General features: G+C 60.0%; 21 protein-coding genes and 2 pseudogenes. 8 read left to right on the forward strand and 15 right to left on the reverse strand.

All coding sequences use genetic code 11. The features are described 5' to 3' along the window. Positions 1-9: 9 nt before the first annotated feature. The gene (locus tag ACPJW8_RS14455; protein ID WP_330187301.1) at positions 10-816 is read right to left on the reverse strand and encodes an MBL fold metallo-hydrolase; all 807 of its coding nucleotides are present in this window, start codon (positions 814-816) and stop codon (positions 10-12) included. A 146-nt stretch (positions 817-962) separates the two neighbouring features. Between ACPJW8_RS14455 and ACPJW8_RS14460 the strand changes: the two genes are divergently transcribed. After that, a complete protein-coding gene (locus ACPJW8_RS14460; RefSeq protein ID WP_330187300.1) occupies positions 963-1,931 on the forward strand; it encodes a helix-turn-helix domain-containing protein in 969 nt (322 codons plus the stop codon). Positions 1,932-2,101: 170 nt separating this feature from the next. After that, on the forward strand, positions 2,102-2,617 hold the full coding sequence (locus tag ACPJW8_RS14465) for a hypothetical protein (protein ID WP_330187299.1): 516 nt from the start codon (positions 2,102-2,104) through the stop codon (positions 2,615-2,617). An 83-nt stretch (positions 2,618-2,700) separates the two neighbouring features. On the opposite strand, the gene ACPJW8_RS14470 is transcribed toward ACPJW8_RS14465, so the two are convergent. From ACPJW8_RS14470 to pdhA, 3 genes are read right to left on the reverse strand one after another with little or no spacing between them, the layout of a single operon-like run. Further along, entirely contained in the window at positions 2,701-4,176 is a 1,476-nt protein-coding gene (locus ACPJW8_RS14470) for a dihydrolipoamide acetyltransferase family protein (protein WP_330187298.1), read from the reverse strand. 2 nt (positions 4,177-4,178) lie between these two features. Beyond that, on the reverse strand, positions 4,179-5,288 hold the full coding sequence (locus tag ACPJW8_RS14475) for an alpha-ketoacid dehydrogenase subunit beta (protein ID WP_330187297.1): 1,110 nt from the start codon (positions 5,286-5,288) through the stop codon (positions 4,179-4,181). Beyond that, a complete protein-coding gene (pdhA, locus tag ACPJW8_RS14480) occupies positions 5,285-6,451 on the reverse strand; it encodes a pyruvate dehydrogenase (acetyl-transferring) E1 component subunit alpha (RefSeq protein ID WP_330187296.1) in 1,167 nt (388 codons plus the stop codon). The genes ACPJW8_RS14475 and pdhA overlap by 4 nt, the downstream gene beginning before the upstream one ends. Positions 6,452-6,609: 158 nt before the next feature. Between pdhA and ACPJW8_RS14485 the strand changes: the two genes are divergently transcribed. The 3 genes and pseudogenes from ACPJW8_RS14485 (at position 6,610) to ACPJW8_RS14495 (ending at position 9,304) form a co-directional block, all read left to right on the forward strand. Then, positions 6,610-7,074, forward strand: coding sequence for an Lrp/AsnC family transcriptional regulator (locus tag ACPJW8_RS14485; RefSeq protein ID WP_330187295.1), 465 nt, complete (start codon positions 6,610-6,612; stop codon positions 7,072-7,074). 367 nt (positions 7,075-7,441) lie between these two features. Continuing rightward, a pseudogene (galE, locus tag ACPJW8_RS14490) lies at positions 7,442-8,068 on the forward strand (UDP-glucose 4-epimerase GalE); the annotation flags it as partial. A 71-nt stretch (positions 8,069-8,139) separates the two neighbouring features. Then, positions 8,140-9,304 (forward strand): annotated as a pseudogene (locus ACPJW8_RS14495) (IS3 family transposase). A gap of 232 nt (positions 9,305-9,536) precedes the next feature. Here ACPJW8_RS14495 and ACPJW8_RS14500 read toward each other — a convergent pair. From ACPJW8_RS14500 to ACPJW8_RS14515, 4 genes are read right to left on the reverse strand one after another with little or no spacing between them, the layout of a single operon-like run. Continuing rightward, positions 9,537-10,433 carry a glycosyltransferase family 2 protein gene (locus ACPJW8_RS14500; RefSeq protein ID WP_330187291.1) on the reverse strand — a complete coding sequence of 299 codons (897 nt, stop codon included), beginning with the start codon at positions 10,431-10,433 and terminating at the stop codon, positions 9,537-9,539. After that, the gene (locus ACPJW8_RS14505; RefSeq protein WP_330194510.1) at positions 10,434-11,594 is read right to left on the reverse strand and encodes a polysaccharide pyruvyl transferase family protein; all 1,161 of its coding nucleotides are present in this window, start codon (positions 11,592-11,594) and stop codon (positions 10,434-10,436) included. Beyond that, entirely contained in the window at positions 11,489-12,505 is a 1,017-nt protein-coding gene (locus ACPJW8_RS14510) for a glycosyltransferase family 1 protein (protein ID WP_330187289.1), read from the reverse strand. The genes ACPJW8_RS14505 and ACPJW8_RS14510 overlap by 106 nt, the downstream gene beginning before the upstream one ends. Next, positions 12,502-13,545 (reverse strand): glycosyltransferase, encoded by a 1,044-nt coding sequence (locus ACPJW8_RS14515; protein ID WP_330187288.1) that lies wholly within the window; start codon positions 13,543-13,545, stop codon positions 12,502-12,504. The genes ACPJW8_RS14510 and ACPJW8_RS14515 overlap by 4 nt, the downstream gene beginning before the upstream one ends. Positions 13,546-13,995: 450 nt before the next feature. On the opposite strand from ACPJW8_RS14515, the gene ACPJW8_RS14520 reads away from it, so the two are divergent. After that, on the forward strand, positions 13,996-14,445 hold the full coding sequence (locus ACPJW8_RS14520) for a VanZ family protein (protein WP_330187484.1): 450 nt from the start codon (positions 13,996-13,998) through the stop codon (positions 14,443-14,445). 15 nt (positions 14,446-14,460) lie between these two features. On the opposite strand, the gene ACPJW8_RS14525 is transcribed toward ACPJW8_RS14520, so the two are convergent. From ACPJW8_RS14525 to paaA, 6 genes are all read right to left on the reverse strand, one after another. Continuing rightward, positions 14,461-15,240, reverse strand: coding sequence for an enoyl-CoA hydratase/isomerase family protein (locus ACPJW8_RS14525; protein WP_330187287.1), 780 nt, complete (start codon positions 15,238-15,240; stop codon positions 14,461-14,463). Positions 15,241-15,314: 74 nt separating this feature from the next. Next, positions 15,315-16,541: a 1,2-phenylacetyl-CoA epoxidase subunit PaaE gene (gene paaE / locus ACPJW8_RS14530; RefSeq protein WP_330187286.1), complete on the reverse strand. Its 1,227-nt coding sequence runs from the start codon at positions 16,539-16,541 to the stop codon at positions 15,315-15,317. Positions 16,542-16,550: 9 nt separating this feature from the next. After that, positions 16,551-17,081, reverse strand: a complete 531-nt coding sequence (gene paaD, locus ACPJW8_RS14535) for a 1,2-phenylacetyl-CoA epoxidase subunit PaaD (protein ID WP_330187483.1) — start codon at positions 17,079-17,081, stop codon at positions 16,551-16,553. A gap of 5 nt (positions 17,082-17,086) precedes the next feature. Beyond that, positions 17,087-17,929: a 1,2-phenylacetyl-CoA epoxidase subunit PaaC gene (gene paaC, locus ACPJW8_RS14540; protein ID WP_330187285.1), complete on the reverse strand. Its 843-nt coding sequence runs from the start codon at positions 17,927-17,929 to the stop codon at positions 17,087-17,089. Next, on the reverse strand, positions 17,926-18,276 hold the full coding sequence (gene paaB, locus ACPJW8_RS14545) for a 1,2-phenylacetyl-CoA epoxidase subunit PaaB (RefSeq protein ID WP_330187284.1): 351 nt from the start codon (positions 18,274-18,276) through the stop codon (positions 17,926-17,928). Before paaB ends, paaC begins: the two co-directional genes overlap by 4 nt. Continuing rightward, on the reverse strand, positions 18,273-19,274 hold the full coding sequence (gene paaA, locus ACPJW8_RS14550; RefSeq protein WP_330187283.1) for a 1,2-phenylacetyl-CoA epoxidase subunit PaaA: 1,002 nt from the start codon (positions 19,272-19,274) through the stop codon (positions 18,273-18,275). Before paaA ends, paaB begins: the two co-directional genes overlap by 4 nt. A gap of 109 nt (positions 19,275-19,383) precedes the next feature. Here paaA and lepB point away from each other — a divergent pair, with 109 nt between their 5' ends. Beyond that, positions 19,384-20,103 carry a signal peptidase I gene (gene lepB / locus ACPJW8_RS14555; protein ID WP_330187282.1) on the forward strand — a complete coding sequence of 240 codons (720 nt, stop codon included), beginning with the start codon at positions 19,384-19,386 and terminating at the stop codon, positions 20,101-20,103. Between the two features lie 13 nt (positions 20,104-20,116). Next, positions 20,117-20,701: a low molecular weight phosphatase family protein gene (locus tag ACPJW8_RS14560; RefSeq protein ID WP_330194511.1), complete on the forward strand. Its 585-nt coding sequence runs from the start codon at positions 20,117-20,119 to the stop codon at positions 20,699-20,701. Here ACPJW8_RS14560 and ACPJW8_RS14565 read toward each other — a convergent pair. Further along, a complete protein-coding gene (locus ACPJW8_RS14565) occupies positions 20,686-21,192 on the reverse strand; it encodes a glycosyltransferase (RefSeq protein ID WP_330187280.1) in 507 nt (168 codons plus the stop codon). The two genes, ACPJW8_RS14560 and ACPJW8_RS14565, sit on opposite strands and share 16 nt — an antisense overlap. Positions 21,193-21,615 lie beyond the last annotated feature (423 nt).

The raw sequence follows: 21,615 nt of genomic DNA on the forward strand, positions 1-21,615 counted from the left end.
CAACAGGACTTACCAGGTTTCCTTCAGCCGCTTGATGAACCAGCGGGACTGCTCCGGGCCGTAGGGCAGGATCGGGATGGCTTTGGTGGCGTCCGCGGGAGTGTCACGCAGCGATTGCTGGGCCTGCCGGGCAGCGGTGGTCATGGTATTCGCCATGGTCTTCACGAACTGGTCATCGCACGGCTGGCCGTGCCCGGGAATCAGGAATTCGTAGCGGTGGCGCAGGGCGGAGATGTGCCGGAGGACGTCAGCCCACTCGAGCGGGTAAGAATCCTCGAAGGACGGGTAGGCGCCGTGTTCCACCAGGTCTCCGACGAACAAGGTGGTGCTGGTGCCCACCAGCAGATCGCCGTCGGTATGTCCGCGGCCCAGGTAGAAAAGCGTCACGCTGAGGCCGCCCAGGTCCACCAGCACCGGCTGGTCCTTGACCAGGGCATTCGGAACCACAAGCTCGACGGCGTCTCCAACCCCTGCGGCCATCTCTGGTTCTGTAGCACTCACCTGGAAGCGCTGCGCGTCCCCGTTTTCCTCGATAGCGGCAGCACAGTTGGCGTGCGCCCAAAACTCCGTGACGCCGTCGTCAGCAAAAACGGCGTTGCCGAAGAAGTGGTCATAGTGCGCGTGGGTGTTGACCACGACGAGCGGCAGGTCAGTGATCTCCCGGACAGCAGCAAGGATTTCCTTGGCCTGGCGCGGCCCGCAGCCGGTGTCGATCACCATGGCACGCTCCTGCCCCACCACGAGTCCGCTATTCAGAGCCTCCCCGTCAGTGACCAGCACGTAGTTGTTGGGGCCTGCTTCCGTCCAGCGCGACATTCGGTTCTCCATACGTTGGTGGGGTCGATTGCTTGCCGCCGATTCTACCTGTGGCGCCTTGGTGTTTCCGGACACCCGGCTAAGCGGAATGCCAAAGACTGCCCGCTAGAATGACCGCAGAGTAACTGCAAATGGGGGGGAAATACATGGGGGCAACAAGGTTCAACGGGGTGGTGGGCAGCCAGCCTGCACGGCAGAGCGGAAGCACTGATCTCCGGCCGCCGCAGGCGTTCTCCATGTTTCCCGGCGAGGGCTACCATCTGCGGGTGGCGGGCGTCGATTTTGGCACCACCAGCGTCATGAGCGTCTCCGTGGAGCACGGATTCCTTCCCGGACGTCCCCTCCAACAGCACCGCAGCGGTCTGGTGTGCACCTTCATGCTGGAAGGTGAAGTGATTTTCGACGACGGCGCGAACAACCCTGTGACAGTGACTCCCGGTTCCTGCTGGACGTACGGTGGTTCCTCCGACGTGAAGGTGACCTGGGGGTCCAGCGGGCGCGCGGTGGTTGCTGTGGTTCCGCACCAGGTGGTGCGCGATTTTGGCTTGGTTCCGCCTGGCGGTTTTACGCTGTTTCCTGCCGGCAGTACACTCCTGGAACCGACCCGTAACTTCATCAGCGCCGTCGCGGCCAGTACCGAGAAGATCTCCTCCGTGGCGGCGTACTTTATGGAGAAGCTGGTCCACGAGATGATCGGTGGGCTCTTCCTCGAGGACAGTACAGTGGTGGCCGGCGGCTCGAACCGTCCCACGCTGTACCACCAGGCCATGGCACTCATTACGGCTTCGGCGGGAGACCGGGCCCTGACGCCGGAGTCCCTGGCACGGGACCTGAACGTGTCCCTGAGGCACCTGCAGCGCGATTTCCAGAAGCGGAACGACTCCGTGGCTGAACGAATCCGGCAGACCCGGGTGGACCTGGCTGTACGGCTTTTGACGGATCCGGCCATGGCCGTCCTGACCTTGGACCAGATTGCGGATCACTCAGGTTTTGCGTCCCTGGGCCACCTCCGGCGGACCCTGCACAGCCTCGGAGCGGGCACTCCCCGGGACATCCGGGCTTTCGGTTTACAACAGCCTGCGGAGCCTGTCGCAGAACAGCCCGGGCGGCAATAATCGCCATCCCGCGACCCAAAGTTCACGAATCGCGACATGTTCATTCATCCTGCGCGACAGACTGAATCGAATCACCACGAAACGCCGTTCTCGTCGTCTTTGATTGAGCTTGAGCGCGCCAATTCTTTGGCCGCCACAATCACTTCACCGATGAGCCATGGGGGCTATACATGTCTGAAAACGAACTCCAGAATTCCGGCGCGCGCTTCAACCGCCGCTCCGTTGTAAAGGGAGCCGCCTGGTCGGTTCCCGTAATTGCTGCAGCAATCGCAGCCCCGGCAGCCAGCGCCTCCGTCCTCGACGCGGGTGCATTCTCGATCGATGGCAACTGTGGCGTGCTGAGCTTGGGCCTCCTCGCCACCGGTCTTGAACTGACCGCGTCGCCAACCGCACCCATTCCGGCAGGAACGATCATTACGATCACCGGCACGGGCGTCGCCAATATTGGAGTCTTCAGCGTCACTGGAGGCACCGCTTCCGTTAGCGTTCTGAGCCCGACCAGCCGTCAGATCACATTGACGTCAGACCTCCCCGCCGGCTCAACGCTGTCAATGAGCACCCTCCTCGATGTCAGCGTCGGCTGGACATTGACCGGCACCGTGACCTTGCCGGCCGGATACATCGGTACGGGATCCAAGTCCACTGGATCTGTCAGTGGATCATTGCTTTTCTGCAACGAAAGCTAAGACGTACAACAGCTCTGCCCCGGACGGCATTCGTCCGGGGCAGAGCTGTTTCTGCGTCGTTTCAGGTCTGCGAAGGCTGCCGCTTACAGCTCCGCCAGAACAGAACCCGGGTTTTCCATGGCGTCGGCAATAAACCGCAGGAAGCCGCCGGCCGTGGCACCGTCGCACACGCGGTGGTCAAAGGCGAGCGTCAGCTCCGTGACCTTGCGGACTGCAAGCTGGCCGTCAACCACCCAAGGGCGGTCGATGATCCTGCCGAGGCCCAGGATGGCCACTTCCGGATGGTTGATGATCGCCGCCGAACCATCCACACCAAACACGCCGTAGTTGTTCAGCGTAAAGGTGCCGCTGCCCAGTTCCGTGGGGGTAGCCTTGCCATCGCGTACAACGGCGGTGAGGCGGCGGATTTCCGCGTCCAGTTCCCGTGCACTCATCTTCTCTGCGGACCGGATCGAGGGCACCATCAGGCCGCGGTCGGTCTGGGCAGCGAAGCCGAGGTTGACGCCATCGAACGCAACAATTTCCTGCGCGCCTTCCGCGGTGGTTTCCACGCGGGTGTTCAGCTCCGGGTACTTTTTCAGGCCCGCTGTGACGAAGCGGGCAATGAAAGCGAGCAGGCCAGGGGCCTCTCCCGTGGACTTTTTCAGGGAATGCCGCAGGTCCAGCAGTGCCGTGGCGTCAACGTCCACCCACACGGTGGCTTCCGGGATCTCTGTCCGGCTCCGGGACATGTTGGCCGCAACGGCTTTCCGGACGCCGCTGAACGGTGTTCTGGCGGCGATGCCCAGGCCGGTCCGGGCATCCGTGGAGCCAGAACCTGCTGATGATTGGGGGCGCTCGGATGCTGCCGGTGGAGCAGGCGCTGCCACACGGGCAGCGGATCCGCCGATAACCGCTTCAACGTCACGGCGCATGATCAACCCGCTCTCCCCTGAACCCTGGAGATCGCTGAGGTCCACACCGTTTTCCCGCGCCATCCGGCGGACCAGCGGGGAAATCACGGCGCCCAGTTTGCCCGGGATGCGGGTGCGAAGGAGGGCGAGGTCGTCTTCAGTTGGCGCCTGCGGCGATGCAGTTTTACGGGCCCGGGTGCGCCGCCCGGCGGCAGCTTCGCCGGACGTTCCGTAGCCGATCAGGACATTGCCGGAGCCGGCCTTTTCCTCTTCACGATAGGTTTCACCGGCATCGGTTTCGGCGGGCTTGGTCTCGACAGGCTCGACCACCGGGGACTCGACAGGCTCGGTCTCGACGAGCTCGACCACCGGGGACTCGGCAGACTCGGACTCGACAGGCTCGACCACCGAACGGACGGTGATCAGGGGTTTGCCGACGTCGAGCATCTCCCCTGGTTCCCCGTGCAGTATGGCAACCGTTCCGGCGTAAGGCGAGGGAACTTCGACCATGGACTTAGCTGTCTCCACCTCGGCGATGGGCTGGTCCACCCTAATTTCGTCACCGACTGCCACCAGCCAGTTGACCAGTTCAGCCTCGGTGAGCCCCTCCCCCAGGTCAGGAAGGAGGAAGGTATTGGTGTTTTCGGTACCCGTTTCGGTGCTCATGCTCAGTCTTCCCACTGGAGGTCGTCAACGGCGTCGAGAATGCGGTCCACGCCGGGCAGGTAATAATGCTCGAGTTTGGGTGCCGGATAGGGCACGTCGAAGCCCGTCACCCGCCGGATGGGTGCCGCCAGATAGTGGAAGCAGCGCTCCTGCAGCCGGGCCACGATTTCGGAGGACACAGACACGAAGCCCTGCGCTTCAGCGATGACCACCGCCCGGCCGGTCTTGCGGACGGAAGCGGCCACCGTTTCGTCGTCGAAAGGCACAATGCTGCGGACGTCCACCACCTCAAGGGACCGGCCTTCAGCCGCCGCGGCGGCTGCAGCCGCGAGTGCGGTGGGAACTGACGGGCCGTAGGCAATCAGGGTGGCGTCCGTGCCTGCCCTGGCAACCACGGCCTTGCCTTCGCTGGAACGGCCTGCGGTTTTCTCGGATTCGTAGTGCCTGCGCAGGGCGTCCAGGTCCACCGGTTCTTTGGACCAGTAGAGCTTCTTGGGTTCCATGAACACCACGGGATCCGGGGAATCGATGGCTTCACGGAGCATCCGGTAGGCGTCAGCAACGGTGGCGGGCGTGAACACTTTCAGGCCGGCGGTGTGGGCGTAGTACGCCTCCGACGAATCGCAGTGGTGCTCTACGCCGCCGATGCCGCCGCCGTACGGAACCCTGATGACCATGGGCAGCTTGACGGCGCCGCGGGTGCGGTTGTGCATCTTGGCCACGTGGCTGAAGATCTGCTCGAAGGCGGGGTAGGCGAACGCATCGAACTGCATCTCGATGACGGGTCGCATGCCATTCATGGCCATGCCCACCGCCATGCCCACAATGCCGGACTCGGCCAGCGGCGTGTCAAAGCAGCGCTGCTCCCCATAGGCGGCGTTCAGGCCGTCGGTAATACGGAAGACGCCGCCCAGCTTGCCAACGTCCTCACCAAACACCAGGACGGTCTTTTCCGCCGCCATGGCATCCAGGAGCGCAGTGTTCAGTGCCTTAGCCATGGTGGTCTGCGGCGTCTTGTCCGCGGTGGTGGCAGCTGCCTGAGCGGCAGCCTGGGCCGTTGCGGCGCTGACGTTGCCGTTGGCCTGGGACGAGGTGGTGATGGTGGCGCTCATTGTGCGGCCTCCTTGGCTGCGGCGTCCCGCTCGAGTTCATCGGCCAGCAGCGCTGACTGTTCCCTGAGCTGTGTTGTGGGTGATTCGTAGACGTACTTGAACAGATCCTGGGGATCGACGGCGGCTTCCGCGTTCAGTCCGTCCCTGAGTTGGCGGGCCACGTCCTCAGCCTTGGCCGCAATCGAAGCTTCGGCCTCCTGGTCCAACAGTCCGCGCTCCGTGAGGTAGTTCTTCATCCGCACCACGGGATCCTTGGCCAGCCACTGCGCAACCTCGCTGTCCTGCCGGTAGCGGGTGGCGTCGTCGGCATTCGTGTGTGCCTGCATCCGGTAGGTGTGGGCTTCCACCAGCAGCGGCCCGGATCCGTCCCGGGCAAGCCGGACTGCGCGGTCCAGGACTGCAAGCAGGGCCACCAGGTCATTGCCATCCACCCGCTCGCCCGCCATGCCGTACCCAACGGCTTTATGGGCCAACGACGGCGCTACGGACTGATGCGCAAGGGGCACCGAGATGGCGTACTGATTGTTCTGGACAAAGAACACCACGGGCAGGTGGAAAACGGCGGCAAAGTTCAGTGCCTCGTGGAAGTCACCCTCGCTGGTGGCGCCATCCCCACACATGGCAAGCACCACTGAATCCTCGCCCTTGAGTTTTGCCGCGTGGGCAACCCCGACGGCGTGGAGCAGTTGGGTGGTCAGGGGCGTGCACTGTGGGGCGACCTTGTATTTCGTGGGGTCGTAGCCGCCGTGCCAGTCGCCCCGGAAAATCGTCATGACCTGGACCGGGTCCACGCCTTTGGTCATCACTGCCACGGAGTCCCGGTATGTAGGAAACATCCAGTCCTGCTGGTCCAGACAAAGGGCAGCAGCTACCTGGCAGGCCTCCTGCCCGTGGCTGGAGGGGTATACGGCCATTCGGCCCTGGCGGACCAGGGAAGAGTTCTGGTCGTTGACCCGGCGGCCGATCACCAGCCGCTCGTAGGCCGCCATCAACTCGGCGTCATCAGGGAGCGCGTATTCGTGGCCGGGCTCCGTGCCCTGCCGTTCCTTCGGATTGAGCCGGCCGTCCGGATCCACCATCTGGATGGGATGGCGCGCCGGGAGCATATAGTCCTCGACTGAGATCCCGAACTTCCGGACCACCTCATCTGCGGAGACCGTCATTGGTCCACCTTCCTAAGCCACTAGTTGCCTTCAGTATGCGCTTTTGGGCATTTTCGTATCCAGCTTTTGGCACAATCATGGAAAGGCTGCTGCGTTACGCCTATTCTTGAAGACGGATTGCAAAAGTGATGCGGATTACAGGCAGGAGTTGTGGACGAATGAACGACAGCGTGGCGGGAGTCCCCACAGTGCCCCCTGATGCAGTGGACCGGGCCATCATTGCCGAGCTCATGAAAGACGGCAGGATGTCCGTCACGCAGCTTGCGGAGAACGTCCACATCTCCCGGGCCCACGCCTACTCCCGGATTGCACGGCTGACTGGTGAAGGCGTCATAACGCGCTTCACTGCTGTGGTGGATCCCATCAAAGCCGGACTGCGCTCATCCGCCTACGTGACTCTGAAGGTCCAGCAGCATTCGTGGCGCGAGCTCCGGGAACAGCTCAAACAGGTCCCGGAGGTCCACCACATTGCCCTGGTGGGCGGGGACTTCGACGTCATCCTGCTGGTGCGGGCCATCGACAACATCGATCTGCGGCGCGTGATCTTCAATCAGCTTCAGTCCATGCCAGGGGTGGTGGACACGCAGACGTTCCTGGTATTCGAGGATGTTGAGGTGCGGTAGGAGTTAGAGCTGTCAAGGGCGTCAACCTCATCATCATCTCTGAGCTCACATTGAATGAAGCTACTCGCCCAAAGCTTCCAACGAATTACAGCTGTCAATGAAGACATCTCCGGTGACACGCGCCTGTCGCATTAGGGTTAGCCGCAGTCCTCGCCGACGACGCGTGAATCCATGAAATATCCGATGACACGAATCGAAACCGGAAGGTTCGATAACCTACAGGAATCAGGGTTCTTTCCAGTCCGAACGATGCAGCATCACAAACTGATGAATACCGACGTTTGCAAAAGTACAGCAGGCCCGGCTGCCTCCAAAATTCGCACGTGGGCATTAGCAGTAACGCGTAAATGCTCATAAGCTGTAGGACATGAAGGTATTGGTTACCGGCGGCGCCGGCTACATCGGATCACACACCACCCTTCGTCTCCTGCAAGCAGGATATGACGTCGTCGTACTAGACAATCTGGTGAACTCCAGTCGCGAATCCGTTCTGAGAGTGGAGCACCTCACCGGACGGCCGGTTGATTTCAGAAAGTTGGACCTGCTCGATGCACGGGGCGTCGACCAACTTCTCGCTGAGGGTGGCTTCGAAGCCGTTATCCACTTTGCAGGCTTGAAGGCCGTTGCCGAGTCGGTTGAAAAGCCTCTCCGATATTACGAGAACAACATTGTGGGCACGCTCAATCTTCTTAACGCCATGGAGGCGCATGCCGTGCGTCAACTCGTATTTAGCTCTTCGGCCACCGTATATGGAGCTTCCGGAGAAATGCCCCTAATCGAAAAAGCACCTTTGGACGCTACGAACCCGTATGGCCGCACCAAGGAACAGATCGAGGACATACTCTCAGACCTGTGTGCCGCGGACCATCGGTGGAGCATAGCGTTGCTGCGTTACTTCAACCCGGTGGGCGCACATGAATCTGGAATAATTGGTGAGGATCCCTCAGGTACCCCAAACAACCTCTTACCGTTTATCGCACAAGTGGCAGTCGGCGGGACTGCTGAAGGTTTGATTGACACTTTGCCTGTGAGGATTTGATCCTTGCGGGTGGAAGGATGTTCATCATGCCCAAAGCCTTTCCCGAAGAATTCCGCCGCGATGTCGTCGCGGTTGCCCGCAAGGGCGAAGCGCCCATCATCCAGATCGCCAAGGACTTCGGTGTCTCGCCCGCTGCCCTGCACCGCTGGATGAAGATCGCCGACAGAGAAGACGGCGTGAAGTCCGGGGCGGTGTCCGATGACGCCGCGAAGTTGCGGGAGGCCAACAAACGCATCCGGCTCCTGGAACAGGAAGCCGAAGTCATGCGCCGTGCCGTGGCCTACTTGTCCCGGGACATCAACCCAAAAAAATGATGTACCCGCTGGTCCGCGAGCTGGCTGCCAGGGACGCCCCGATCCGGGTTCCCGTGGCAGTGTCCTGCCGGGTACTGAATTTCTCCAGACAGGCCTACTACCAGTGGGCCGCCAATCCCGTCCCGGCCCGGGACTGGGAAGAAGCGCATCTGATCAACGCCGCCATCGATCACCACCGGGACGATCCTGCCTTCGGATACCGGTTCATCGCCGATGAGATCAACGCCGGTCCCGGCCCTGGGGCCAGTGTGAACGCCGGATCTGGCGGCTGTGCTCGGAGAACGGCATCCTCTCGGTGATCCACCGCCGGCGCCGGTCAGGGCTCAAGGCCGGCCCGCCGGTCCACGATGACCTCGTCGAACGGGACTTCAGCGCCACGGCACCGAACCGGAAATGGCTCACGGACATCACCGAGCACCACACCGGGGAGGGCAAGCTGTACCTGTGCGCGATCAAGGACCTTCACTCAAACCGGATCGTCGGGTACTCGATGGACGGGCGGATGAAAGCGTCCCTGGCCGTCGCCGCCCTGGACCACGCCGTGGCCCTCAGGAAACCGGCGGGCACGGTGGTCCACTCGGACAGAGGGTCCCAGTTCAGATCCAGAAAGTTCGTCCTGGCCCTGAACACCTACGGCCTGAACGGATCGATGGGCCGGGTAGGGGCATGCGGTGACAATGCAGCGATGGAATCGTTCTTCTCCCTGCTGCAAAAGAACGTCCTGAACCGGAAACGATGGGAGACCCGGGCCGAGCTCCGGCTGGCCATCACGACCTGGATCGAGCGCAGCTACCACCGCAAACGCCGTCAACGTGCCCTCGGACGGCTGACACCAATCGAGTTTGAGACAATAAAAAACGCGGCCTCAGCCGCGTAAGAAATTATCAACCCCAGCTGTCAACTAAACCTTCAGCAGTCCCCTTTGATCAGGAATGCGGTAACAACTGTAATGAGTGGAGCTGCTACCAAAACTACACTCGTCGGCTGCGACCAAAGGATGAAGCTGGACAAGAGGACGCCGACTCCAACCACATTAGTCAGGATTCCTCTGACCGGGCGAGAACTAGTGGAGGCAATTTCACTAACGCTTGTCGAAAGTCGAGGAGAGTTCATAGAACCCTTCCTAACAAGCCTTCAATCCTACCAATCAATATGTTCCAATTGTCTGAAATGGCTTGGGGGCCACGTGGTGCTTGTGCAACAACTTTGATGAGTGACCGACAAATGAGGAACATGGACGGCAGGACAGCGTAGTTCCGAGCGAAGACGCGGCCGGTACCTCGCGCGTAGTTTCGCAAGCGAGCGCTGTTTTCTGCCGCACTCAAAGTTGGGCGCGTTGTTTCAATCAGTTCATATCCTGGGACATAGGCGACTTTTTGAGCACGAGAAATCCCTCGTAGGAGTAGATCCGTGCCTTCACCGGACAGCCAAGGAGTAGCAGAACCGAGGCCAAGTGTCTCGTCGTAGTATCCAGTAGCAGTAAAGAAATCGGGCGTAAAGAAGTAACAAGCCTCGATGGAGTTGCGCCAAATAGTCCGTTGGGTAATTTCCCTCCCAGTATCCGGAAAACCGATTCTTGAACTCGAGCCAACCTGTTCAGGACGCAATCGTCCGCTCCCTGCAACCACACCGTCCTTTACTGCAGTTGTTAGAAAGGTGCTGGCATCACCGGCCAGCCAAACATCGTCATCCGGAACCAGAACCAGCTCCCAACCGTCGCGAAGTGAGCGTAGGCCGCGGTTCCGCGCCCTGGACAGACCAGGCATTGACATAACGACTTCGATAAAACCAACGAGGTGCCCCTGATAGCGCCGAAGAACATCCTGTGCGAGTTGCTCGTTACTTTGGTCGACTATCACGATTTGTTGATACCGAAAGGATTGGGACTCAAGGGAGCGGAGCAAGCGCAGGAGGCTCGCGCCTGGCTTGAGGCTTGGAATGACGACCGAGACTCGAAGGGCCTCGCTCAACGGCACGCCTCGACTGAATTCACGTTCCGCCTCCATCTATTCGAACGCTTCAGACGAAAGAGAAGCAAGCACTCGGGCGCGACCGTGCTGGAGTTGTAGCTGCGCCTGTTCGACGCGCAGGACATAGTCACGCCGTGTCTCTGGACTGGCAAGAAGCATCCGGACTTTCTGTTCCACATCATCCACAGAGAAATCATGCACATTGACAACATAATCTTCGAGCCCGAGATCCTGAAAAGCACCGAAGCCCTTGCGCTCATACGCCAGATGGATGACATAGTGTCCCGCATTAATCGCCATCAGTGCAGCATGCAAGCGGACGGCCACCACTACGCGAGCAGACCGAGGGCGCTCCATGAGTTCTTCGAACGAGAGGATATTGGTCGGATTCAGCGACCGTACGGCTTCGGAGTCATCGTTGCCGGCCACAACGCTCTGTACATAGCCGTCAAATACTCCGAACCTTTTGGCGAGCAAGGTCACGGCGGGCGGGACGCCACCTCTGTGTTCCCGAACGCTGATGACCGGTAGTGCCGATTTGTCAAAGTCTACTGTGCTTCGCTTCAGTGCCAGCAACGCCAGATCCGGGGCTCGCTGGACGTGCTTGCCTGAAAACTGGTCCAGACTACGATCGTCCCTGACCCAGACCTGATCCATTCGTTCAAGTAAAGCCTTGAGCATTCCCCGCACACCATATCTGGCCGGACCAATGCTCTGAGGCAGATATACAGTTCTGGCCCCGCTGAATGCTGCACCGAGGAGCTGCGGACCCATCACAAGAATGGTCTTCAAAGTTTCCCCCAAAGTACCGAACCGCAGATATCCGCCACCGACGCCTACTACCAAATCATATTCCCGAAAGCGAGTGGCCAATAAGCGCAAATAGCTCCGAGAGTATCCAGTTACAGCCGGCTTGGATCTAAACGTCCGAAGACCGGTATATCTAAATGACTCCGGATACGACGTAACAAGTTCGATTTCAACGTTATCACCGCAGGCTTGGCGAATAAACCTGAGTGATTCATCAACGAGAAGACCATCTCCTCGATTCGCCGAACTATACCCGTGAAGAACGAGAACCCGCTTAGTCTTCATGCGACAAGACCCCTGTATATGCTGAGGTGTTTGGCGACACTTTGGTCCCATGAAAATCGTCGAACCCAGTCCTGACCGTCGCGAAGAACTCGCTGTTGCCATGATGTGTCCGCGAGAGCTGCTTCAATTCCCAAGCTAAGGGCTACACGGTCAGTGTCTTCGAGGATCCAAGACGGACCTGCGATCTCTTGCAGCGAGCCTCGATTTGTTGTTATGACCGGAGCGCCGGCTGCCATAGCCTCTAGCACAGGAAATCCAAACCCTTCATACAGGCTCGGGAAAACGAATGCGATGCATCGTTTCATAAGGGCAGTTCTGTCTTCGTCAGAAACGAATCCCAGATAAATAACACGTGAAGCGTTTGCCATGATGTTCATCGTTTGACCATAATTCCATGCCGGCTTACCGGCGATCACCAGTTGAGGTAGCGACGTATTAGCCTCAACTGCATGTATCAGTTCAATCAGGTTCTTCCGCGGCTCGATATTTCCAACATAGAGAAGAAATTCATCCGGCAGTTGGGCCTTTACATCCAGTGAAACATCGTCGCCACCTTCGAATCTACTATGAGTTATCCCATGGGGTATGACTGAAATCTGTTTTCGTTCAACGCCAAATACGTTACAGATATCGTCCGCGCTAGATTCGGAAACTGTAATCACTTGATCACATGCCCGAATTGCGGCCTCAACCCTTGTTCTCCAGACGTACTCCTGAACCCGGTTCCTAGCCGTGGAGATCCACCGACTTGCAACGCCGTGAACCGTCACCACGGCTGGCATGCGTGGAGACACGAACGGGCCTGTGTCGGCAACGAAGTGCACCACCGAGTTCTCAGCCGTTCGCCGAGAGTCCCAGGTTTCAGCAATCATCGTAGAGATCGGATTTTTGCCAGATCCCAAACGGTCAACAACATGGCCGGAAGCAACCAACCGACTTGCTATTTCCCGTGCATACGTTGTATTTCCTCCAACATTTTTATCCAAAATTCGACTTGGCATGACAATTCTCATGCCACTGATCCTGGAGAGGAAGAATACACAGAGTTCCACGCTTTCTTTTGATTTACTTCATTCATCAATTCGAGTAACTGCCTAGATCGAGAAAGTAGCTTCGTGTAAAACTCAAAATTAGAGGCGGATTGCTCAAGGGCATTTACTACATCTAGTGGAGTGCGAACTTGATAGGCCGCGCTTCCCTCTAAGGCGCTAATTTCGCGAGCAATAATGGGCAAGCCCCGGGCCGCCGCATCGAGGATGCTAATTGGAAATCCTTCATACGTAGCAGAATGCACGTAGTAATCTGCACGATCTAACTCGCCTACCAGCTCTTTCTCGTCTTTCCATCCGGAAATTTGTATCCCTGCGCTCTCAAGTGACGCACGGTGTTCGAGTTCACCATCTCCGATCCAGCGAAAGGTCCAATCGGAAAGCAACGGTCTTGTGACTGCCAGAGTAGCGACTTGACGGAAGAAGTCAGGATCTTTTTGCTTGCAAATTCGTCCGACCATTATCACCGTGCGGGGGCGTCGCTCGCCATCGGACTTGCCTACGGCAAATGAACGAACCTCGCAGCTTGGCGCGTTCGGCACGTAGTAGCAATCCAATTGGGCTCGAAGTGCCCGGCTTAGACGCTCCTCATGGGGAGAGAGAACGACAGTCGCGTCTGACCGGATCGTTAGTAACTTCTCCGCTAACCTAAACGCCCATTTTTTAGAAAGTCCCAGAGTCGGGTCGTCGAACTTGTAGCAATGTGGCTGATAGATCACGTTGGCATTCAAAGGAGTCAGCCGCCCATAGACGCCAGCCCAGCTCGAGTGTAGATGCAAGTAGTCAGGTTGAACACTCTCAACTGCTTTTCTAACTTCGCGCGCCCTACCAAGCATGCCGTGGGAGTGAAACTCCACCGCCTTCACCATGGCGGAGGAATATCCTTGGTCCTCGCCGCTGTACAACAGATAATGATCGTGATTCGGCACAAGCTCTAGAAGCTTTCGAATTGCTTTGCTTACGCCACCGTAGTGGCATTCAGTGATGTGCAGTACTTTGGCCATGCCCCCACAAGAGCCGAGGCTCTCATTCCTTTTCGTAGTGAAATATCAGTGGCGCTACCGGGCGATCTAAGTGAAAATCCACGTCACGATCGGCAACGCAAGTCCGCGAGCCCGAACGGACGCTCGGACGCTAGGCCCAAGACTCGTAAGGTTCCCGGCCTCGTGACATTCTATGCTGTCAAATTGTGTTGGTATGTCGTTAGCATCCGCATCCCGAGTATGCGCCTGGAGGATTGCAGTAGATGAACCCGGAAGTCTCTCGCTGCACGCGGCCGAATAGCTGCAGGAACTTGCTGAGTCGTGGTCTGAGCGACTCAGGCTTATGCTGAACTGCCGTTTGGCTGAGGCAATGAAGATCGCCAATTGTCTATAGATTTACCAGACGTTGCTGGGACGGCACAGTGCGTCCGGTACCTGGTCGTGAAAAGTTGAGATGAAGGAGCAGTGGATATGGCTCGAGCGTGGCTTCCCGCGGTGTTGCTTCTCCTGGCGATCGTGGCACTCTCGCCGGAGCCGGTCGACCGGCCGGTTCAGGGCGGGCTGGCGGCTGTAATCGCACAGTTGCAGTCGATGGGACTACCCACATGGGTTGATTACTGGTTCGTCGAGGCAGCAGCCAACATCTTGCTGTTCGTTCCAGTGGGAGCGGCGGCGTCGGTGTACTTTACGGGCCTCAGGTGGTGGCAGGTAGGTGCCTTTGGCCTCTTTATCTCAGGTTGCATCGAACTAGCTCAATTTCTATTTCTGCAAAACCGATTCGCCACACCACTTGACCTAGTAACCAACACTGGCGGAGCTTTTCTAGGGACCTTGGCCGTGTCAAAGTGCCGACGAATGATCGCGAGATTGAGGCGCCGCCGCCCAAGTTTTCTGGCTTTCTTGCAAGAACCAGATCATTAGCAACCAGGCACGGTCCTACCCCTTGAACTGCGGAGCCCGCTTCTCCTGGAACGCCTTGAAACCCTCTGCGTAGTCTTCCGTCTTGCAGAGCCGCGCCTGCTCGGCGTTTTCCTCTTCCATGGCTTCCCAAAGCCCCAGCCGCTGGTCCCGGATGCGGGCAACCAAATCCTTACTGGCCTTGAACGCTCCGGTGGCGCCAACAGCAACACTGGCCACGATGCCGCGCGTCGTTTCCAACAGCTCCTCCGCCGGCAATGCCCGGCTGAACATCCCCCGGGCCACAGCTTCCGCGCCGCTCATCAGTTCGGCGGTATAGATCAGGTCCAGCGTCCGGTGCATGCCTAGCCGCTCCGTGAAATACCAGTGCCCGCCGGAATCGAGCGTCGCGCCAAGCTTGGCGAACGGCGAGCCGAACTTCGCGTTCTCCGCGACGTACACAACGTCGGTGGCCAGCAGCAGTCCCAGACCTACGCCCAGGCAGGCACCTTGCGCGGCCGCGAAGGTCGGAGCGGGGAACGAGCTCATCTTCTTCAACAAGGGTTGGACCAGGACGCCCAGATAGGCCGCGGCGTCGTCACTTTCCGGGGATACGTTCGAGATGTCGCGGCCCGCGCAGAAAGCACGGCCCTCTCCCCTTAGCAACAGCGCCCGCACCTCTCCACGCGAGGCGGCGACAGCAGCGTCGTCGTACGCCTGTGCTAAATCAGCCAGCGCCTGCTCATCCAGCGAATTCAGCTTGTCCGGCGCGTCCAGGACCACTTCAGCGACGTTGTTGCTGATGGAGAGGGAAATCATTCTGGCTCCTTTTTGTATGGGTCTCTGGGTCTCGACAAGCTCGACCACCGGGGACGGTCTCGACCACCGATCGGCTAGACGTCGAAGTCGACGGTGACTTCCCCGCTGGTGGGGTGCGACTGGCAGGTCAGCACGTACCCCTTGTCCAGTTCATCCTGCTCCAGCGCGTAGTTTTCGTCCATGGTCACCGTGCCCGTCACCACCTTGGCGCGGCAGGTGCCGCACACTCCCCCGGCACAGGCGAAGGGCACGTCCGGGCGGACCCGCAGTGCCGCGTTCAGGATGGATTCCCGGGCGTGGGTGGGGCTGGCTACCTCCCCCTGGAGCCCGTCCAGCTTGAACGTGATCTTGTAGGTTTCCTCGGACTCGTCCACCAGGACCGGCCGGCCGGCGTTGCCTTCAGGGCGGTCAGGCTTGCCGGAAGTGAACAGCTCGAAGCGGATGTGTTCCGGCTTCACACCCCGCTCGGCCAACGTATCCCGGCACAGCTGGACCAGCTCGAACGGCCCGCACAGGAACCACTCATCCACGTCCTCTGCGTGGAGCGCGGTGCCCAGGAGCTGCTGGAGCTTTTCGTGATCCAACCTGCCGCTGAGAAGGGGCGCAATGCGCTGCTCCCGCGACAGCACGTGGTGGATGGCCAGCCGCTGCGGATACTTGTCCTTCAGGTCCGCGAGTTCCTCCAGGAACATCACGTCCATGGCCGCCTTGTTCGCGTAAATCAGGTCAAAGCGCGTTTCCGGGTTGGCGGCCAGAAGGGTCCTGGCGATCGCAATCACCGGCGTGATGCCTGATCCTGCCGCGATCGCCACAAAGTTCCCCGGCTCCCCCGCCAGTTCCTCGGGATGGTTCATCGAGTTCATGACGTTCTGGTCAACCGGCCGGCCGTCCCTGCCGTGCTTGGACACGAACGCGCCCATCGGGCTCATCACATCCAGGGTGTCCCCGGCCTTCAGCTCCGAGTTTGCCCACGTGGAGAAGAGCCCGCCCAGGTCCTTCTTGACGGCAACCCGGATCTCGCTGCTGCCGTCCGCAAAGCTCCTCGGTTCCGCACAGATGGAATAACTGCGGCGGACCTCGTGCAGCTCCCCCTCAGCGTCAGGCAACTTGGTGCGCAGGGCAACGTACTGGCCCGGCAGGTAGTCGAACTGCCCGGCAAGCTCCGGGGGCACCGCGAAAGTCACCTCAATGGCATCGTCCGTCAGCCTCCGCACCTCACGCACGGTCAGGCTGTGGAAAGTTGGACGACGGCGGCCGCTGGCTTTCGCCGGTTCCGCGGCAGTCTGGGGGGCGCTGGTCATGGCGGTTCCTTACAGGACTTTGAAGTAGTCGAACGGTTCCTTGCAGTCCTGGCAGACGTAGAGCGCCTTGCAGGAAGTGGAACCGAAGCGGGTGAGTTCCCTGGTGTTCAGCGACGAACACTGCGGGCATTTCACGGCCAGGCTGAGGCGCACCGGGCCGGAATGGCCGCCGGCAGTTGACCTGCCGGACGGCGGCGCAATGCCGTATTCCTGCAGTTTCGCCTTGCCTTCATCGCTCATCCAGTCAGTAGTCCAGGCGGGGGCAAGCACCAGGTCAACGACGACGCTGCCGTAGCCCTCGCCTGCAAAGGCCGCCTTGAGGTCGTCCCGGATCGCGTCCATGGCAGGGCAGCCCGAGTAGGTCGGCGTAATGGTGACCTTGACCGCCGGAGCCGAAGTGCCGCCGTCGTACACTTCCATGACCTGGACGTCACGGAGGATGCCCAGATCCGCAATGGTGAGCACTGGAATTTCGGGATCGCACACAGTCGAAGCGATATCCCATGCCTGACGCCGCATGGCAACCTGGTCCACAGCCATGACGGTCACCAGCTTGCCCCGGGGAACTGCCGGGCCAGCACCTGCATTTCCGCAAGGATGTAGCCCAGGTACTCCGAATGCATGCCGCGGCGGCCCCCACCGGGGGCGGCCGGAACGTCAGGGACGTCCAGTTCGGCTTCCGCAAGGACTGCTCCAACGAGTCTGTCAAAGTCCGGGCGAAGGCTGGAAGGCTCGACGGCGGCACCTGACTCAGCGAGGCGGGTGGTCAATGCGTCATCCTGGAACAGTTCACCGACGTAGGGCCACATGACCTTCAGTCCGTGGATCATGCGGCGCCGGGATTCTTCCGTGCCGCCGGCCAGCCTGAGGACCCACTGCGTGCTGTGGTCCCGGTGGTAGTCCACTTCTTTCACGGCCTTGGCTGCGATGGCCGCTAGGGTGGCATCAGTGGACTGGGCCAGTTTCAGGTAAAGCTCAAACTGGTAGTGGCTGACAATGAACTGCCTGGCAATGGTGGCGGCAAAATCGCCGTTGGGCTGCTCAAAGAGGTAAGCCGAGCGGAACTCGTCTTCGCCACGGAAGTAGGCAAGGTCATCTTCGCTTTTGCCCCATGCACCGCCGGCGTACGTCAGGAAAGACCTGGCGTGGCCCAACTGGTCCAGCGCAATGTTGCCCAGGGCCACGTCCTCTTCCAGTTCCGGTCCACGGGAGATCCAGTGGCCCAGGCGCTGCGCGAGGATCAGGGCGTCATCGCCCAGACGCAGCGCGTACTCGGCCACATCCTCACTGGGCCTGGCAACCCCGGTCTGGACTTCCAGCGCAATGTCCTCGGGGCGCAAGGCATTGCCGGGCGTGATGCGGGTGGCGCTTGCGCTGGCTTCGCTCACAGGTGCTTCACCCCTTCGCTCTTGGTGTAGTACGTTGCGTGCCGGTAGTCCTTGCCCTGCGGGGACTCGAAGAACGAGCCCTTGGCATCCGGATCGCTGGAAGCAATCGCCTCAGCTGGGACCACCCAGATGGAAACGCCTTCGTTCCTGCGGGTGTAGAGGTCCCGCGCATTACGCAGCGCCATTGCCGCGTCCGGAGCATGCAGGGAACCGGCATGGACATGGCTCAGGCCGCGGCTGGACCGGACAAAAACTTCCCAAAGGCCCCACGGGGTCTCGGCAGGCTCGGTGGTTGAGCTGGTCGAAACCTTGGTGCTGTCGGTGGTTGAGCTTGTCGAAACCCTCATGCTGCGTATTCCTTCGTCTTCGATGACTGTTTTGCTGCATACGCCGCGGCTGCTTCACGGACCCAGGCGCCGTCGTCGTGCGCTGCCCTCCGCCGCTCCAGGCGCTGGGCGTTGCACGGACCCCGGCCGGCCAGGACCTCGTGGAATTCGTCCCAGTCCAGGGGGCCGTGTTCCCACTTTTTGGTGTCCTCGTTGAAGCGGATCTGGTCATCCGGGAGCGTCAGGCCAAGGACCCTGACCTGCTCAACCATCATTCCCACAAAGCGGCTGCGGAGTTCATCGTTGCTGAAGCGCTTGATGTTCCATGCCATGGACTGCTGGGAGTTGGGTGAATCGTCATCCGGCGGGCCGAACATCATCAGGGCAGGCGCGTACCAACGGTTGACGGCGTCCTGGGCCATCTCCTTCTGCTCCGGGGTGCCGTTGGCAAGCTCCAGCAGGATCTCGAAGCCCTGGCGCTGGTGGAAGCTTTCTTCCTTGCAGATGCGCACCATGGCACGCCCGTACGGCCCATACGATGCGCGGCAAAGAGGCACCTGGTTGCAAATGGCGGCGCCGTCAACCAGCCAGCCGATGGCACCCATATCCGCCCACGTGCGGGCCGGGTAGTTGAAGATGGAAGAGTAACGGGCCTTGCCGGCAATCAGGTCAGCCATCATCTTGTCCCTGGTCTGGCCGAGGGTCTCCGCCGCGGAGTAGAGGTACAGCCCGTGGCCTGCCTCGTCCTGAACCTTGGCCATCAGGATGGCCTTGCGCTTCAGGCTCGGTGCGCGGGAAATCCAGTTGGCTTCCGGCTGCATACCAACAATCTCCGAGTGGGCGTGCTGGGAGATCTGGCGCAGGAGCGTCTTGCGATAGGCCGCAGGCATCCAGTCCCGGGGCTCAATGCGGGAGTCCTCGGCGATTACGCGGTCAAAATTGGCCTTGCCCTGCGCTTCCGCCTCGATTTCATCTGGCGATAGCTCAGCTGGTGCTGACTGCAGATTCTGCGCTGCCATGGTTGCTCCTATGCAAAGACTGACGGGGACTTATTTACCGACCGTTCGTTCAGGATATGCGGACCTGTCGGTGGCAGTCAAGCCAATTACCCGGTGATAGCTTGGAGCCGTGAGCCGAAAACCAACCAAGCCCCGCCCCCTCTGGTTGAGCCTATTGGTGAACATGCTGACAGCCCTGATTGTGGTGGCGCTGGTGCAGGCTTTCCTGGTCAAGGCCTACCGGGTTCCGTCAGCTTCCATGGAGCAGACCCTTCAATCGGTGGACGGAGGCGGGGACCGCATGCTGGTCAACCGGACCGCGTACCCGGGCGGAGGTCCCTCGCGGGGAGACGTGGTGGTGTTTACAAGGCCGGACTCCTGGGCCACCGAAACACCCACCGGGACATCCGGAGGTTTGGGTGCCCTGGTTCGCACGTTTGGCGACCTGACCGGCATAGGACCTTCCAACGAGCAGTACCTGGTGAAGCGGATTGTTGCGGTGGGAGGAGACAGCGTTTCCTGCTGCGACTCACAGGGCCGACTGGTTATCAACGGTGAGCCGGTGGACGAGCCCTACATTTTCGAGGATTTCCCCTACGTTCCCGGGCAGCTGGACTGCTCCTCCGAGGTACGGTCCGCTCGATGCTTCCCTGACTTCACGGTGCCGGAAGGCCAGCTTCTTGCACTCGGAGACCATCGCTCGCAGTCATCGGATTCGGTGTTTTTGTGCCGAAGCTCTGGCGCGCCAATGCCGGCAGAGGAATGCGTCCGGACGGTCCCTGTTTCGAGTGTGGTGGGCAGGGTTTTCATCAAGGTATGGCCGCTGAACCGCCTCGGAACGGTCAGCTAAAATTGAAGGTCATATGCAAAATTCAGACACCTTCCGGATCCTGACCGTCTGCACGGCAAATATTTGCCGCTCGCCCGTTGCGGAACGGCTGCTGCAAAAAGGGCTGAACGATCTCCATCCCGGCAAATTTATTATCAGCAGCGCCGGAACGTCCGCGTTGGTAGGACAGCCGATGCAGCCACTCGCAGAGGAGATAGTAAATGCCTATGGAGGGGATCCCTCGGCTTTTGCGGCGCGCCAGATTACCCAGTCCATCGTCCGCGACGCCGATCTCGTCCTGGTGCTGACGATGCAGCACCGCGCCGCTGTACTGAAGCTAGCGCCGTCAATGCTCAAGAAAACCTTCTCGGTTCGCGAGTTCAGCCGGATGCTCGATCACCTGATTTCCTATGAACAACATGAACAGGCGTCAGACGTGGTCGATCTCTGGCGGAGGCTCCCCGCCCAGGCAGCAGCCGTCCGCCAGGAGACACTTGCGGAAACAGACGCAGACAATGACGTGATAGACCCATTCCGGCGAAGTCCAGCAATCTACCGACAAATGGAGGACGAGCTGATTCCGGCTCTCAACTCCATTGTGGCTTACGCTCGGCTTTGATCCATTTCGTCGCCAACTTTGTTGGGGCCGCTGTGATGGCGGATTGCCCCGTCATAGAAATCGAGCACTCGCGCCTGGTTCGAGTGGATGGAATAGTGCTCCGGAAGCCGAACTACCGTAGGCGGCCGGCCCACCGAACCAAGGATGGCAGCCGCCACTTCCTCATCGGAACCATGCTCAAAGAGGGTCATAACGCCCACTTCGCTTTGCAAGTTTGCGATAGACGGGATGTTTCCGGCCACAACCGTCACCCCACAAGCCAACGCCTCTAGGATGCTGTTCGGAGTGCCGTCTGTAAACGTCGGGGAAACCACTACATCCGCAGTGGCAAGCACCTCGGCAAAAGCCTCACGCGACAGACGCGGCGTCAGCACTAGCCGGTTCGTCAACATGGGGTCAGACGCAGCCTTCTCCGCATAGGAAATTCCCTTTAGGCCGATGGCTGTGAAGCGGAGCTGAGAGTGATGTTTGAGAAGTTCAACAGCCCTCACGAAACCCGCCCCATTGGCAGACTCGGCTCTACCTCGAGGAAAGACGATATGACCCGGAATTCTCTCGGCAGACGGCGGAAACAAATCAGTGTCGATGCCAAAGTTTCCAGCCGCGTACAGCTCCGGGACGCCATCGGGCAACCCATACTTTAGCGCTCGACGGTAGTCAATCGGTGCATCGTATTGGATTCCGTTTGCTCTTTGGAGCGATCTTGTGAGCCAGTATTTCAGCAATCGACTGTTCTCCGCTTGCGGCACGAAGTCCTGCCCCCACTGTTAGCGGCCATGAAAAACTGCCCATAGGCGGCCACGAAAGTGCCCGCTGGCGGCCAGCAGAACTGCCCGCCGGTGGCCATGAGATCTGCCCACTTCCTTACTTGTTCCTGCCGCGTCTTTAAGCGGTGGGGGCCTCTCCCTGCGGTT

This window comes from Pseudarthrobacter sp. J47 (assembly GCF_049810315.1).
Lineage (GTDB): Bacteria > Actinomycetota > Actinomycetes > Actinomycetales > Micrococcaceae > Arthrobacter.